The organism is Bacteroides sp. L008, from assembly GCF_040812255.1.
In the GTDB taxonomy this organism is placed as follows: Bacteria; Bacteroidota; Bacteroidia; order Bacteroidales; family Bacteroidaceae; genus Bacteroides; species Bacteroides vicugnae.
This window is the reverse complement of record NZ_JBFNXO010000002.1, coordinates 930,992-947,208: the sequence shown is the minus strand read 5'-3', so window position 1 is coordinate 947,208 and position 16,217 is coordinate 930,992. Positions and strand designations below refer to the sequence as shown.

10 protein-coding genes are annotated in these 16,217 nt (G+C 40.2%); all 10 read right to left on the bottom strand.

Annotated features, from left to right (window positions below; all coding sequences use genetic code 11):
* Positions 1-183 precede the first annotated feature (183 nt).
* The 10 genes from AB3G73_RS22600 to AB3G73_RS22555 all read right to left on the bottom strand — a co-directional run bounded on the left by AB3G73_RS22600 (position 184) and on the right by AB3G73_RS22555 (position 16,215).
* A complete protein-coding gene (locus AB3G73_RS22600; protein WP_148364290.1) occupies positions 184-909 on the bottom strand; it encodes a DUF4369 domain-containing protein in 726 nt (241 codons plus the stop codon).
* A gap of 16 nt (positions 910-925) precedes the next feature.
* Positions 926-1,438, bottom strand: a complete 513-nt coding sequence (locus tag AB3G73_RS22595) for a DUF4251 domain-containing protein (protein ID WP_148364289.1) — start codon at positions 1,436-1,438, stop codon at positions 926-928.
* A 43-nt stretch (positions 1,439-1,481) separates the two neighbouring features.
* Positions 1,482-2,192, bottom strand: a complete 711-nt coding sequence (locus tag AB3G73_RS22590) for a hypothetical protein (protein ID WP_148364288.1) — start codon at positions 2,190-2,192, stop codon at positions 1,482-1,484.
* Positions 2,193-2,385: 193 nt separating this feature from the next.
* Positions 2,386-2,721: a hypothetical protein gene (locus AB3G73_RS22585; protein WP_148364286.1), complete on the bottom strand. Its 336-nt coding sequence runs from the start codon at positions 2,719-2,721 to the stop codon at positions 2,386-2,388.
* A gap of 30 nt (positions 2,722-2,751) precedes the next feature.
* Positions 2,752-4,161 (bottom strand): glycoside hydrolase family 28 protein, encoded by a 1,410-nt coding sequence (locus AB3G73_RS22580; protein ID WP_259011381.1) that lies wholly within the window; start codon positions 4,159-4,161, stop codon positions 2,752-2,754.
* Between the two features lie 33 nt (positions 4,162-4,194).
* A complete protein-coding gene (locus tag AB3G73_RS22575) occupies positions 4,195-7,458 on the bottom strand; it encodes a DUF4450 domain-containing protein (RefSeq protein WP_367745651.1) in 3,264 nt (1,087 codons plus the stop codon).
* Positions 7,459-7,473: 15 nt separating this feature from the next.
* Positions 7,474-9,585, bottom strand: a complete 2,112-nt coding sequence (locus AB3G73_RS22570; RefSeq protein ID WP_367745725.1) for a hypothetical protein — start codon at positions 9,583-9,585, stop codon at positions 7,474-7,476.
* Positions 9,586-9,703: 118 nt separating this feature from the next.
* Positions 9,704-11,386, bottom strand: a complete 1,683-nt coding sequence (locus tag AB3G73_RS22565; protein ID WP_148364285.1) for a RagB/SusD family nutrient uptake outer membrane protein — start codon at positions 11,384-11,386, stop codon at positions 9,704-9,706.
* Complete coding sequence (locus tag AB3G73_RS22560) at positions 11,386-14,529, bottom strand: SusC/RagA family TonB-linked outer membrane protein (protein WP_148364284.1); 3,144 nt, start codon at positions 14,527-14,529, stop codon at positions 11,386-11,388. The genes AB3G73_RS22565 and AB3G73_RS22560 overlap by 1 nt, the downstream gene beginning before the upstream one ends.
* 21 nt (positions 14,530-14,550) lie before the next feature.
* On the bottom strand, positions 14,551-16,215 hold the full coding sequence (locus AB3G73_RS22555; protein WP_234131866.1) for a hypothetical protein: 1,665 nt from the start codon (positions 16,213-16,215) through the stop codon (positions 14,551-14,553).
* Positions 16,216-16,217: the final 2 nt, after the last annotated feature.

Here is a 16,217-nt window from a genome sequence, read left to right as displayed (position 1 = left end):
ATTCGATTGACAACTAAGCATAGATATGGCTATTAAAAAGGTTAACACAACCATATTCAAGAAAGCTTTGTTTTTTTCATAAAACTATTTTTAAGGTAGTAACATATAGGGCACTTATTCTCCCGCTGATTGTCAACTTCATAATCAAAAACACGTCACACAAATCACAATAAGACTAAAATTCTACTTATTTTTCATCGTTGTTGATGATGAATTACTCGGAATAGTCTCGATGAAACGAGGGGCATTGTTACGTATACTGTCCAATAATGGTTTGGTTTTTTTTTCATATTCATACTTTTTAATAGTATAGTCCAGCCAAGCCAAAAGAATATCCCGATCTGCTTTAGGCATTCGGTCGAGAATCTGTAGATATTTTGGAAAATTAGGATCCCTTGACATTCTTCGTCCGTTCAATAAAAAAGATAAGTGGAATCGTACGACATCCGGGTATTGGGCATATTTTTCTAAAAAAAGTAATTGATTTTCCATACTTCTCTTTGTGCCAATCATATAGGTACTGTAATCTTCATTAATAGGAGTACCTGATACCACCCCCTCATCTGCCCAATTAGCAATACGGATATGAATATTACCAGGCTCAACTATAAAATACAGGCCGAAATTCAACATATTTCTTCCTGTCCTTGCACTTGAAAGATACGCTAAGAATGGCTTTTGTGAAAGTACACCTTCATAATGGAATTTCCCGTCAACCACCAATATACTATCAATAAATAAATGTTTAATACGTTCACTCTCTTCACCAAGAGCTGAACTATTAGTCAAACGCAAATAACTATTATCTAACGAATGGTCGGGTAATTCACCCTGGATAGTGTATTTTTCTTGTCCATAGAATAGCTGGACTATAGATACGAAAATAAAAATGAATAGATATTTTTTCATAATAATATATTAAGTGCTACAAAGACTCCGTTTCTTCTCTTCGCATATTTAATTCTCCTAAAAAATTAACACTCTTCCCCTGCTGCAAGGTGACATAAATGCTCGCACTTCCATTGGGATACACCTTAATATAAAAGTTACAATCACCTATTGCTGCATCTACTGAAAACTTGATGTGAGTATTTTTCTTTTTATCTATATCCATTGTATATTTTTTCAAAGGAGCTTGAAAGAAAAGTTCAGCTCCTCTCCTACCGTATGGTATATCAACTTGACCGAGATAAAGAAGAGTAGAAAAGACAGAATCATTTCTAATTTCAATCGAATTATCGGACTCATCCAATAGTATGGGATCTCTATCCGGATGTATATAAGTATCCGCGTCGATCCTATAGTTTCTTGATACAATGATATTTTTGATAACTTCCACCTTTTGTTTTTTTTGTTCTTTTTTGTTTTGGGCAGAAAGAATAGGGATTCCTACCAGCATTGTCAAAAATAGAACAAAAATTTGCTTTTTTACTTTCATATTAAATTATAACTTAAACATAAATGTATTACAATTTAAAAGCTTAATGAAATGCCGTAATAGGACACGTACCATTGCTACTCTCACAATTGCTTATTCCGGTTTGCAAATAATCATCAACCGCTTGGGTACATTGATCACATTCCCGTCTATACTGTTCTTCTAGTATTGCAACTTGAGTCCAAGATACAAAAGGTATATCCATTACTTTTATATCATAATCATTAAGGCAATCCTCTGTTCTCCACTCTGCTATTTCAGAAAAGGCTGCAATACAGTCTCGGATCGCCTCCTCATCTTTTTCAACACGAGTGATAACAACTTGACGCATTTTACGCTTTTGCCGAGCCTTCATCAATTCTAATCTGGTAAAATCTGTCCCTTCATAAACTTTTCTAGCTAAATTGGAGATCCGATCTAAGCTGGCATAATAATCGTATCCAAGCAATTTATTCCATTGTATTTTCGCTTCTGCACGAGTTTCCATATTAAGTAAATCTTTTCTAAGTTGCTGATACTGTTCCATTTCTTCTCTCGAGAATTTGGAAATGGCATTTTGCTTTTTTCTCAAACTCTTTCTGATTTCTTTTTCCAAATTCTGATGTGCTTCCGAAGTAATAAAGAGATCGGCCGCAGTCACCTCTGCTACCTGTTGAGAGTAATCGCCATCATCATTTGTCTGGCAACTAAGTACAGAAATACTGATTAGAAAAGCTAATCCAACCATCATAAAACCAAGATTCCACTTTTTCATAAGAACAACTCTGAGAGATTAATAATATTGATTTTTTTTCAAAGCGATACCATAATAGTAGTACGGATAAAAGTTTATCACTCTTGTTATGACAAAGGACGACATTTATAAATTGAAATACAAATTTCAACCGTATACAAATGCGTATACACAGCCAATGTATACGCATTTAAATATGTTTTTTAAAGAAAGATCATTCTAAACACAATGATTTAATAAAATCGGTAATAGATTCACAAGAAACATTCATTTTCTTTTTCAATCTGCTACGGCGTATTCGAAAAGAACTTCCTAGAATATGGAACAACTCTGAAATCTGTGCATTACTAAAGTCGATACGTAACAAAAGAATGATATGTATATCATCTTCAGAAAGTATAGGATAATAATGCCTCAATTTATAGATAAAACCATTCTGATGAAGATTTATCCAGAATTCTAACTTATTCCAATTACAATCACTTATTGCAGATAAAGATGTAACATAGATTTGTACGTCATAGACAGTCTTCCATTCTTCTTCATTCATAGCCGGATTTTTATCTATTAAAATTATATCCTATTTCACCAATTCGCCATTGATATAAAGGTTCTTAAAAGTGACATCTTTCGCCCCTTTAATATCATTTCCTCCTTTGGCTACATTATTAAAATGAGAATCCTCTACACTGATGTTATATACATGTTTATCATCCTCCAATCCGATAATAAGCACACCTAATTTACTCTTCTCACAAGTCACATTTTTCAAATGCACGTTACGGACAATCGGATCAAAACCTCTCTTGCATTTTTCCCGATTCTCATATTGTAGATTGATACGAAGTACTGCTTCACGACATTGTCCTACCGTTACATTGCGCACATATACATTTTCTATAAGCCCTCCCCGGCAAGTACTGGTCTTAATACGAATGACACGATCCAGATTCGGACTATCCATCCGGCAGTCTTCTACAAACAAGTTACGGTAACCACCGGAAATCTCACTGCCAATCACTACTCCTCCATGTCCATTCCTCATCATGCAACCACGTACGATAATGTTCTCACTGGGAATATTCCATTTACGTCCGTCTTCATTACGTCCTGATTTAATGGCAATGCAATCATCCCCCGTATCAAATGTACAATTCTCTATCAACACATTCTTACAAGATTCAGGATCACATCCGTCTCCGTTAGGTCCACGATTATAAACAGTCACTCCACTGACAATCAGGCTCTCACAGAAAAGAGGATGAATCACCCAAAATGGAGAGTTTAACAAAGTAACACCTTCAATCAAGATGGTGTGGCAGGAATGTAAGTTCAATAGCTGCGGACGCATACCATCTTCCGGCTTCATCAGACGCTTGTAGACAGGAGTCGATGTTTCACCATACATCAACAGACGTTCACGACCTCCATTGCGTTGAGCCACCATGCCTTCTTTCCAACCATACTTTACGGCTCCACACATCGGCCACCAAGTTTCCATGCTACCTTGTCCGTCAATAATGCCTTTTCCAGTTATGGCAATATTGCTTTCACCATAAGCATAAATCAAGGGGTGAGCATTATAGCAATCAATTCCTTCCCAACGAGTTAAAACTGCAGGAAAATAAAGGCTTTGATCTGTAGAGAATTTCAAAACAGCTCCCTCTTCGAGATGGAAATTCACATTGCTCTTTAGAGTAATAGGTCCGGTATAAAAAGTGCCTTTAGGAACAATTACTGTGCCACCTCCTGACAGACTGCACTGTAGAATAGCCTGATTAATGGCTTCATGGCAAGGATTAGCCTCATCATCCGTTTTTGCTCCAAAATCAGTTATAAGAAATGTTCGTTTCGGAAAAGAGGTCCGTTTAATTTGTTTTTCGATACGGGCACTTTCTTTAAACGCCTTATCAAAATCAACAGTATTCGCAGATGTTACCTCTGCCACAAATAGCAGTATAAGTAGTAAATAAATAGTTCTTCTCATCATAATGCATCTCTTTTTAATCATTTATTTTTTGTTTTATTGAATTGTAATTCCCATCAGGCCGATAACAACATCGTTCGAAAGTGTTTCCAACGTCAGATGGCTTAATTCTTTAGAAGGATTCAAAGGCATATCCAAAAGTATGCCCGCTCCCCCCTCAATGGAACGTCCATAAACACCCTTTATTCCTAAGTCTTTTCCCAAGTCATTACTTACCATACCTGTCTTGAAATGAATACGATAAGGACGAGGAGAAGATACAGTGAATGCCTGACCATCGACATAGAAATCCTGCTCAATAGGACACCAGTTATCCGGATTCACTAATTCCAGCACATCGGAAGTGCCATCCGTATAGAATACACGAATGATACCATTAGCAATGCGGCACTGCATGTGGTTAGTACTACCTGCCATCATCAAATAGGCATGAGAAGCTCTACCGGAAAGCGGAATACTCAAACTATCCGGATAATTATCCCACAAAGAAGTGAAAGCTATATTCTTTCCTTGAGCCAATGTTCGGAATGAAACACCCAATTGGGTAGTCAACACCTCATCATGCACCAACGCACGCAAACCCGTATCGTCAATATCGGCTGTTAGTTTCGGGTGACACCACTCACCAATGCCCTGAACAGGAAGCTGTAGAGTGGTAAATGGTGAACGGGGAGTGAGATACTTATTCCGGAAAATATCAGTAACATTCGCATTGAACAGAGAATCCATATTTATCATCCGGCACTCTAATGTATTCACCTGTGAGAAAGGGAGAACGACCGATGATTTTTCTAATTCTGATATTTGTATATTCACAGGCTGCCACCATTCCATTTGTCCCTGTTTCATGCGAACAAAGAAAGTATGATGTCCTAAATGATCGTTGACTTTACTTCTAATAGATGTATCACTAACGTTCGGCTGTACCAAAACTCCCTGTGGATCATATATTTCACCGAATACTGCCCCTGAAGTTGAAGGGATATTGATCTCCGCTAAAGCATTCGCCTGTATTTCAGGCAGCGCCGAACTCAAACTTTTTCCTCCCCATACAATTTCGACTGTTGATTTCTTTGCAGAAGAGGCAGGGATGATAATCACCGGATAACCGGAAGCCGCTTCTGCAAAACTCCAGTCAACCTCTCTCCCATTCACTTTCACCGAATGAATTTCTTCTCTCCCAGCATTCACTTGTAATGTCAATGCCAAAGGAGTCTCAAAACGTTGCTCTATTTGGTAGGTATCCACATCTTTTTCCCGAACAAAGCTATAAGTCATATCCGGCAAAGAAATAGAAGCTTTTGACCATTCTGCGGGAAATCCCGGACGAATCACCATCTTACCGTTCAAAACATCCGGTAAAATACCATACAAGCCTTGTACCAGCAATCGGGAAGCTACCCCAATCGGATCTCCGAAGTCACGATAGCATTCTCCACGGGCAGCATCATAAAAACTGACTTGTCCAAAATTGCCCGGACTGTTCCCTAGATACATACCATCCAGAAAGGAGCTTTTCATCAGTCGGCATCCTTCCTCCGGACGTCCTGCCTGAAAATAAGCCAAAGCTGTATGCATCACCTCTGCGAAAGCCACATTATTGATACTCCAGGAATAAGGTAACCAATTGGTAGTGGCAATCGTTGCATACCCCTCTTTCAGTCCATCGGCATATACAGGAATATGAGGTATTTCCGTATCGACATAGCGCGTAGCCTGATAAGCCTGAAAAGGATCAGCAACTTCACTATCAAGTGCATGATATATAGTCCACAATCCCGGACTTTCATGAAGCCGACGATGTCCCATGAAATCCTGATACTCCGCCCAGCAACCTTTACTCTGCATCCAAAGGCGTTTATTCATCGCTTTCAATATTTGTTCGGCTTCCTTCTGATAAGGTACAGAATCTTCACCTATCAAGGAAGCTAGAAAAGCTGCCATTTTATTGGAACGATAGTTGTAAGCCGATGAATGGGTGACAGCACCACTATTGTAATAAAGTGCATCGCTTGCCCAGATACAAGCATAAGCATCATATAAGCCATCATTGTCCGGATCATAATTTAATTTTTCCCAAGCAAGATGACGGGTAATTACAGGCCACATTTTACGGACATACGCCGTATCTCCCGTCCAGTTGAAATGCCATAAGAGTTCATCCATATAACAAAGATTCATGTCATAATGATGCATTTGATTATTCCGCCCCGGATTCCGGCAAATATAACCGTTACTATATTGAGGAGTTCCCCAACGTTTTTCCGAACGTGCCAGATTCATTGTGGAGTCCTGTGCCGGATGCGGAATTGTATTCGGAACATCAGTCACCTGACTGGCCGCATAAGCATCAAAATGAGTACGTGCCCGATCATGCCATCCTAAAGCATCACCGGTGTACCCGGCTCTCCACCCACTCAACGGCATACGCCAGCCAATAGCACCGTGCAACCAGACTTGCCCATCCCAAATTCCATCGGCAGCAGCAACTAACGCTCCTCCCAAGGTATTCAAATAAGGGTCCGGAGTTTCTATTTTCAAACGGGAGGCTAATGCCAAAGAAGCCGCCTCCGCTTTTTGATAGAGTTTATGGGCATTAGATTGTTCAGGCACTTCCCCACGTACTAAGTATGCTTCTTTCTGCAAGGGAAGTTCACCTGTGACAAGATCGGTAACTTCGGCCGGAAGTTCGAAACAATCAGCCGGATCGACTCCCATATCTCCATTACGACTCAAACGTTTCCCGGTAGCACCTCCATGCTGCCAACGAAGTATAGCCCCTTTAGGCATATTCGAAGCGGAAAAACGCCAGATAGCTCCATCCATATCGGCTAATGCCAATACTACAATACGCAGTTCTCCTTTTCCCCAGGAAGGGTCTGTCAGATAATAGGTACGCTTTCCTGCCGAGTAGCGGGATTCACAATATCCGGTACGGTCAAGTGCAACTTCTGTTCCATCACGAAGAATGATTTTGAAACTTATATTTCCTGCACGTCCATTATTATAAAACGCAAAAACCGGCCGGTCACTTGTTTCTACACGAAAAGGGCTATGGCTACCATACAAAGCACGGGTATAGCGGTTCTTACCGTTGATACAAACAAATTCATCTCCATCAGGATGGTATTGCAACGTCCGTTTTGCCCCTCGCAAATGCTCGTTTAAGGAGATGGATTCTTTAAAGTCACCGATCTGTTTTGCCTCTCTTTGAGCATTTAATTGCATTGCCGGCAACATAAAAAGACAATAAGCAGTAAGCCCTCCTTTTAAAATAAGATTCAGACGAAAATATTTCATATTTTTTGTGTTTGATTATGGTAATGGCTTTAATCCTTCCCAACGAACATTCCATGTCCCGTCTTTCGGGAATCCCGGATTAGTTTCGGTACATCCGTCCCAACCTGCACACATCATTGCAATAGCAGTCAACAAGCCACCATTACCCGGTAAATAAACGCGCAAACGACCATCCTGATAATTATGACCATTTATCAGGTATGTATTTGTGCGTTTATCCATCAGTAAAGCTCCAACAGCCTTTTCCGGTTCGCCCAGACGGGCAGCATTCATGGCTGTCATCGGATAATCCCATCCCCAGGTTTTACCCCAATTCCAGTTATCCCAAATCCAGTGCAATGTATTTTTCATATAATCTTCCCGGATAAGTTTATTCATCGGAAGGATACCGACTGAACCCAGCACTGCCATGTGATCGGAAGTATAACGAATGTCTTTATAAGTGTCTGTAGCTGTTTCAGCAGCCAGATAAAGTCCATCTGCATTATAAGCTAGAGGTGAAAGTTTGTCGAGCATTTCATCCCATTCCAGATTACGCTGTTGCCCCATGCGCTCACGCCATTGTTGGGCGGTCTGCATTGCAAAATGCCAGTAAGAAAGTTCGAAAGGAGGATTAACAGTTTCTGCTGCACGTAACGTTTCTTGTGCGGGGATGGCACCTTTCAACACATAGCGTCCTTCCAGTTCATCATAGGTAGCAAAGGAATACATAAATTCAGCTGTCTCTTGTACTAAACGATTATATTTCTCTAGTACTTCTTTAGTCGGATCGGCACGATAAAGCAATTCTGCCAGATAAATTAAATGGGGTTGTTGCCAGATCAGAAAACTTCCTACTTTAGAGGGAGCTTCTGTTCCTGACGGGTCGGTCATTTTCATCCAACGAACACCGTCAAATCCTTGTCTCTGTGCTATTTGGCGTGCCATAGGTTCTGCTTTTTCATACCAAGCAAGTGTACGGTCGAGTAAATTGCTACGGTTCCAGAGAGCAAATTGGGCTTCGTGCCACCAGATCATTTCAAGATGAAATTTACCAAACCATGAATTATAAGTAAGCCCCGTTTCTTGCGGAGGAGTAGTACCCGCGCTTTGAATAGCAAGCAGATATTGACTAAGTACCACACGTCGTTCCAATTCTTTGGCGCGTGAATCCGTACATGACGAGAAATCAACAGCTGCACCTTCTTTCCAGAAAGAGTTCCAATAGTTTTTTGCTTCTTCCTGAGTCTGTTCCACGGTGACAGTCTGCGTAGAAGGAGCTTCACTAGTAAAAGCACAGGTAAAAGCCAGTTTGTCGTCTATCGGGGTCAGTACAAAATAATGCTTTGCTTTTTCATTCAAAGTCGCTTTCCCTTCCCAATGCAAAGTTATATAATACTCTGTACTATCTAAAGTGTGCTTCAGGACTGCAGAAGATTCATTTTGAGTAACAATCGTCGTCGTATGTTTATCAATGGCTTCCCAATTACAAGCATCATCACAGTGTCCTCCTGTAGGATACGGAAAGCGAAAACAAATTCCGGTATGTGCCTTGGAGGTTATATGAGCAGCAATCATATCACTGGAAGGATGGCAGACAGTCTCCACCTGATAATCTTCACCATTTAATTTAAACCTGCTCTCAATTTTTCCATTCCACAAACAAAGTTTCTGATGAATATCAGTCACTTGTTCAATATCCGTATCTTCTTTCACGTCGAAACCGACAATCCCTAAATGAAGACGGTGTGGATTGACACGAAACCAGTTAGCGGCATCTTGCTGTCTGCCTTTCTCTTTGAACTGTGTGGCATAAAGTTCTTTCTTCCCTCGCCCAAAATCGTACTCTTTCAAGGTTTCTTCCGGAGTGAGATGTTCCGGATTGGCAAAGCTATGCCATCCCCACTGGCTTTGCGTTCCTAATGGAACACCTTTGCTGTAATTGTCCGGAAATGTCTGCAAACCGGTTATATCTACCGTATAAGCAAACTCTCCATTTCCTACAGAAAGGGAAGCCAATGAATCGAATGCCGTAACAACGGGACTATTTCTTTCTACCAGCGCCTCACGGTCAATAACGGACTGTTTTCCGTCTCCGCAAGCTGTCCAAACAAGAAGTGCTGCAATATATGCTGCTAATGTTTTCATCATTCTTTGTTATTGTTATTTGCAAAAGTATTTATATTTGAAACAATGACGCGGATTCTCTTTCAAAAATCCGCGTCACCCCAACCTAATCCACATCAAAGGATGATTTGAGGATTTTTTATTTTAACTTCCATTTAATGAAATAATCTCCACTCATTATTTTGGAACGGATGGCTGCAGCATTACCAGTACTTTCATACTTTTCCGAAATATATTTCGCCATGAAACTATTATCTTTATAACGTTTCGCCATACGAATCATAGCCGGATAAACTTTTCCTTCGCACGCCATTTCCAACATCATTTCTTTCAATATTTCTTCGTCATTGTTTTGCACATTAGATGTGAAGGTACGTGCTCCTAGGTTACTATAGCTTACTTCTACTCCACGAATCCCTCTGTCACCATATTTACGACTACCAATACCTGTTGTCCCGTTTGAATAATAATATACAGTACTGTTATTCGTCCAATGAGGAGTAATACCATACCAATTCCCGGAATAAGTACCTTCTTCATCAATATCAAACTCACTAGAGTAAGCATTGACCCCTACATTAATCAGTGCGTCTACTACAGATCTTCTGCCCAATTGATTGAATGCTTCCGCCAACATAAAATAAAGGTCTGCACCGCGGTAAGTATATACGAATACATCATCGCGATAAGCGTTACGTACAGGTTTAGAAGTTGGACGGAATTTACTGATAACCCATTTACCATTGTATTCAGATACCGTATAACCCATTCTGAAATCTTTATCTTTATTGCCCAACGGACCGAATTCATTATTTCTGAAACGTTCTACAGCAACCTCTGCTGGTGCCAGCCAATATTTATTCGGATAATCAGAGTCGAAATGCTTCAGCAGGCTGTTCGTCTGCCTGTTTTGATAGTCATACATAATTGCAGATGCCGATTCATAATCATACGGAGTCTCGTTATTAAAGAAATTGGTATAATGGCTGAACAACATATCATTACGTAAGAAAGCAATAGATTGATTCGTGGTACTTTGATATATACTATTCATTTTATTAAGTATCAGGTTGATACATTGCTGGTATCTGCCTAACCACAAACAAATCTCTGCATATATAGCATAGTAAGGAGGAGTCATCATATCCCAACGACGATATTCACTATTTGCCAGTTCTGTATCCGGGTCCACCCAGTCTTTCCATGCTGTTTCGTAAGTCCCGTCAATGTTGTCATAACCAATATCTAACAGATTCTTGCAAGCTACCATCGTTTCGTCAAGATTCAATATGTCAAACTGTGACAGGTCTCTCAACGAAGTCATTGGTTTGTCCACCCATGCCACTTCTCCGTAGATTTTAGCGATTGTCATAAACATCCATGCTTTGATACGCAGCGTACTACTAACTAATGCTTTATAGTGGCTTTCATTTATAGAGTTCTTTTCTTCGTATGCTTTCAATTTCCGAAGATAATCGTTACAAGCATTTACTACTTCGTAGAATCCAGAAGGGTCTGCGTATGAATTACCGCTTAAATCATCATCGTAATTGTACAAATTGTAGAGTTCTGTGGGTGCCGTTGCAGTCGGCACCACCATTTCTCCTCGAAGTTCATTCAAATAAATCACTTTGTCTCCAATGGCTTGCATTTTGGTCATGATACCAATGTAGCCGGAGTACATCTCACTTTCTTCTGATATATAATCCTCATTATCCAGTGTAACATCTGTATCAGGATTGAAGAAGTCATCGCATCCTCCCAATAAGGTAACCGCCAGAATGAAAGCGGCGTTTAATAATATCTTTTTCATCTGCATCATTAGAATTTCAAGTTAATACCCAGTTTGACTGATTTCGGTTGCATCACTTTCGCATAATCAAATCCCTGTGTGGCACTGTTACCGGATGAATAGGCAAATTCAGGGTCCATTCCTAAATATTTGGTAGCAGTAAGCAAGTTTTCTCCTGTCACATACAGTGTGCCGGAACGGAAAAACTTCCAAATCGGTTTGTCGAAACTATAGCTCAACGTAACGCTTTTCATACGTAGAAAAGAAGCATCTTCAATCCAACGGGAAGAGAAATTATTATTTCCAATAGCATCTCCATAGCTGGCACGCGGGATATTAGTCACTTGTCCTTCTACATTCCAACGATTAGTCACTGCTACACTTTGGTTAGAGAAAGAAGAAACTGATTCCAATGTCCTTCTTACCGCATTGTATGCTTCATTTCCTTTTGAATAAGAGAATTCGGCCGCCAGTGAGAAATGCTTATAACGAATATTGGTATAGAACCCTCCAAAGTAATCAGGAGTGGCACTACCCAATGATACATAATCTTTAGAATCAATACGTCCGTCATTATTCTGGTCTACATAACGTACATCACCAGCACTGTATGCCTGATTACTGCTGTTGATCAATGCGGCTTCACTCGCTTCCGCTTGGGTAGAGTAGACACCGTTTGCTTGCAATCCGTAGAATTCATATGGATTTCCACCTACACGACTTACTATCATCGAACCGTCACTATATTGAACTGTTTCCTGATTGTTTCCGCCCAATGATTTAATCTTACTCTCCATGAAAGAGATATTACCTCCTACAATCCATTCAAAGTCACGCATACGGATAAGGGAAGCTTGCAATGAAAGCTCCACTCCATTGTTATCAATTTTTCCGACATTTGCATAATAAGCAGATGTTCCATAGATAGCAGATTTTCCAATGTTCATGATTACATCTTTGCTTCTGCCACGATAATAATCTACTCCCAGACTAATACGGTTTCTCAAGAAAGAGGCATCCAAACTTAAATTCATCTGGGAAGTTATCTCCGGTTTCAAATGCGTATTCGGGATTTGGGTACGCATAATACCCGATACAGCCATATAGGGTGAACTACTATAATAAGATTTTCCATAATTGGAAGAAAAGCGACTGTTTCCTGTCAGGCTGTATTCTGCACGCAAATCCAGACGGGTGATCCAATCCTTGTCTATAAGGAAAGACATATTCTTCGCCATCCATGTGATTCCGCCTGATGGATAAACCCGAAAATGGTTGGTGTATCTTCCGTTTGCGGAAGAACCGTCGATAGACATATTCAATGCAGCATTCAATACATGATTATAAGTATAGTCAACGTGACCATAAATATTAGCCCAGTTCCATTTATTCTGATAACCGTCGAAATAACGACCTATAGCATCAGCCGAACCCAGTACCTGATAGAAGTCATTGGTTGTGTTGCGAGCGTATGCCCCGTCGTATTCCTGCAGAGTAGTCAATATTTGCACTCCTGCCATAGCATTCAAAGCATGACGGCTACTGAATTGCTTGCTGTAGCGTGCGTTTAGGTTATAAAAATAATTAGTCGTTTCGTTTACACCTTCCCGTATCGTATTTTCTTCAGTACCATATGTATCTGTAGTAGGAACGATAGTAAGATCTGTTCTGCCTGGAACGAAAATATGCTCCTTATTATAGTTATAATAAAGCCCGAAGACACCATTAAGAGAAAAACCGGGAAATATTTTATAATTGAAACCTGCCTTAATATTCACATCATATTGGCGACTGTTCGCATCCAAGTCATTGACAATGGCTAACGGGTTACTTACAGCAAAGTCCATATTTTTGCTGATTCCATAATAGTAGTCGGAGTAAATCGGAGTAAATTCTCCGTTATCAGCCTTCTGATAGGGAGCAAGCAGCGGAGACTGCGCATAAGCGGCGAGCAAAGGATTGGTACGCACATTCATCCCTTGTTCTTGATAATTACCGTTGATATATGCCAATCCGACAGTAGCATAGACTTCAAAATTCTTACTTACTAAGAAGTTTCCGTTCAACTGTGTATGATAGCGGTTCTGCTGAGTACTTTTCAGTATTCCGTCTTCTTTAGAGTAGCCCAAAGACAAGTCATATTTGGCGATAGCATCACCACCTTCTACTCGAAACAGATTTTCTGTCACAAATCCGCTCCGGTAGATTTCATCTTGCCAGTTCGTATTGTTATTGTAATAGTTGGCGTATCTACTATTAGTTGGGTCGCTCATGAAAGGGAATTCGGTAAAGAACTCATCCATGTTTCCGAAATAACTCATTCCCATGTCTGATAGATAAGAACGGTAATCTATACCATTCAGCAAGGGCATACGTTTGTTATTCCAATTAACACCAAACTGACCGTAATAACTGATTTCCGTGTTCATATTCTCCGATGTAGCACCATCTGTTTCAATCAGAATGACACCGTTAGCACCCATAGAGCCATATAAAGCCGCTTCCGCACCTTTCAAAACGGTGATATTTTGAATATCATTGAGGTTGTAAGCCTGAAAGATATTACGGCTCAATCCGTTAATCAATGGTGAATCATTTACGTCCGGTATATAAGGAATGCCGTTGATGACTACTAATGGAGCATTATTACCCACAAAAGAACGTGTTCCGCGAAGATTGATGAAACTTCCCTCTCCTGGCATACCACTGCCACGGGTCACTTGCAAACCCGCAATCTGTCCAGCCAAGGCGCGATCTATCTTCATACCAGCAGGTACGAAATCTTTTTTAGTGATATTCTCTGCAGAAGTAGTCACTTCATTCGTTTCAATACGGAAGGGCAGCACTGTTGTTTCATTATACTTATATTCCGATTCAGGAATCATTATGATCGTCATCTCCTTACGGTTGTCCACTGCTTGAAGCACCGTATAATATCCGGCAGCCCAGACAGAAATAGTGGCTTTCTGTAGATTCTTGCATTCAATTTGAAAAACTCCGCTCTTATCCGTAGTGACATTTTCGCTTCCGGTGACGGATATTACCGCACCCTCAATCGGAACATTCAGGGTGGATAATACTTTACCGCTTATTTTGCCTTGTTCCTGTGCATACAGATTGACAGCGACCAAGCAAAGTAACAGGGTGAAAAATAAAACTTGTATCTTTTTCATGTTGTCTTTATTTTCATAAGATTAATAACAGTCCGCAGTTGGTCTTAAACACCAGTGGTATAGTGCTGCTTCAGATAGATTGGAACCTGATCCACTAAGACGTATCATAATTTCGCTGGCTTCGTCTCCCGGAATAGTGACTGTACCTACAGCACCTCCATCACGATCATATTTTGATTTATTTTTAAATCCTTGTGCAACAGCTTCATCTATTCCTTCCGGATATCCGCCTCCGCCACGATCATAGTGGTAAGCAGATGCATTATTAAGCACCGACTGAGAAAGAGTGGCTACAGGAATTTCTTCTCCATTCTTGATAATTGAAACGGCAATCGCTCCTAAAGTTTTCTTTTGTCTGAACCCCATGGTGAGCGTATATGTTCCAGGAGGAACCTTATAAGGAGTAGCCACATAGCGAGTTCCCACAGTTTCACCTCTAAATGGTGTATAATCAAGCGTATATATTTGATTATCAGGATCTGTCAAGTTAAAATAGAGAACTCTGTAATATATCGTAGGGAATCCTAATGCTGCCCATCCTGCGCAGTTCGCTTCATCCGTTTCACTAATCTTGTTAAATGAGAGATTGGTAGTCTTGAAATACGTATCTTTATCATCGGCACTCAAATATTCGTAGTTTCTGAAAAGCTCTTTAAGGCGATATATCAATACGTTAGTAGGTATCTTCATTTCAGTGACATGGTAAGCTACTCCGTTACTCATGGATATCGGATTGTCAAGATCCACTTTCTGCACGGTCGTGCGCCATTGTTTACTGAATACAGAAGTTAAGTCCTCATTGCTTTCAAAACTGGCTTTATCATAAATCTTATTAAAGAAAGCCGATTGAAATATCCAGTTTTCCAGAATGCTGTCTGCACGTGTCATATTCCAGTTCTCCAGATTCTTCCGTGCTACGCTTAATGCGTTATTGATTACGTCATTGGACGGGATTAGCATGGTAGCACTGAGATTTTCGGACATGATGTCAAACTTTACCTTTTCAAAATAAGGAGCTCTTACGGTAAATACCGAATCGTATACGGTATTTCCCGTATTGTCTACTCCTACCACTTTACTCGCGTCTCTGTCAAATGTCAAAACATTACGTGACAAGATCATTTCACGGAAGATAGAATAATCGTCACCCAAATTTTCTATGATCTCATACATGCTGCGCGGAGCATTGATAGCCTGATCTAACAAATACAAATATCCATTGGTCAGTTTAACTACCCGAGTTACGGTTGCATTATTAAATTGAATACTAGAAGTATTATTTTCCCCATCGGTTTTACTGATATTCAAATATTTACCGCTCCACATCAAAAGACGTTGTCCGCCTTCCAGATTTGAAGGTGAGATAGAGGCATCAGAGATATAGGTCTGAGCGGTGTATATAGGATCATCCCCCGCTGCAATGCTTGACTCCACTGCCAGAATGGTGTACATTTGTTCTTTCGCCAATAATTGTTCCACCATGCCTGTTTCGCTGAACAGCTGGTACATATTACTTAAAGAGGATTCTTGAGCCAAATAATCGGTAAGGGATTCATTGACAATGGAAATCTCCGTATTATTAACCGTACTGGCGTTTTGAGCATAATGCTCATCCCATGTGTTAGTACAACCGCTTCCTATCAATCCGATAAGGGCAATGCCGAGTATATATTTTTTTGCTTTCATGG

Coding starts and splice junctions, on each gene's coding strand:
- AB3G73_RS22595 (WP_148364289.1), bottom strand. CDS start 1,438: ATGAAAGTAAAAAAGCAAATTTTTGTTCTATTTTTGACAATGCTGGTA.
- AB3G73_RS22585 (WP_148364286.1), bottom strand. CDS start 2,721: ATGAATGAAGAAGAATGGAAGACTGTCTATGACGTACAAATCTATGTT.
- AB3G73_RS22580 (WP_259011381.1), bottom strand. CDS start 4,161: ATGATGAGAAGAACTATTTATTTACTACTTATACTGCTATTTGTGGCA.
- AB3G73_RS22555 (WP_234131866.1), bottom strand. CDS start 16,215: ATGAAAGCAAAAAAATATATACTCGGCATTGCCCTTATCGGATTGATA.
- AB3G73_RS22570 (WP_367745725.1), bottom strand. CDS start 9,585: ATGAAAACATTAGCAGCATATATTGCAGCACTTCTTGTTTGGACAGCT.
- AB3G73_RS22560 (WP_148364284.1), bottom strand. CDS start 14,529: ATGAAAAAGATACAAGTTTTATTTTTCACCCTGTTACTTTGCTTGGTC.
- AB3G73_RS22600 (WP_148364290.1), bottom strand. CDS start 909: ATGAAAAAATATCTATTCATTTTTATTTTCGTATCTATAGTCCAGCTA.
- AB3G73_RS22590 (WP_148364288.1), bottom strand. CDS start 2,192: ATGAAAAAGTGGAATCTTGGTTTTATGATGGTTGGATTAGCTTTTCTA.
- AB3G73_RS22565 (WP_148364285.1), bottom strand. CDS start 11,386: ATGATGCAGATGAAAAAGATATTATTAAACGCCGCTTTCATTCTGGCG.
- AB3G73_RS22575 (WP_367745651.1), bottom strand. CDS start 7,458: ATGAAATATTTTCGTCTGAATCTTATTTTAAAAGGAGGGCTTACTGCT.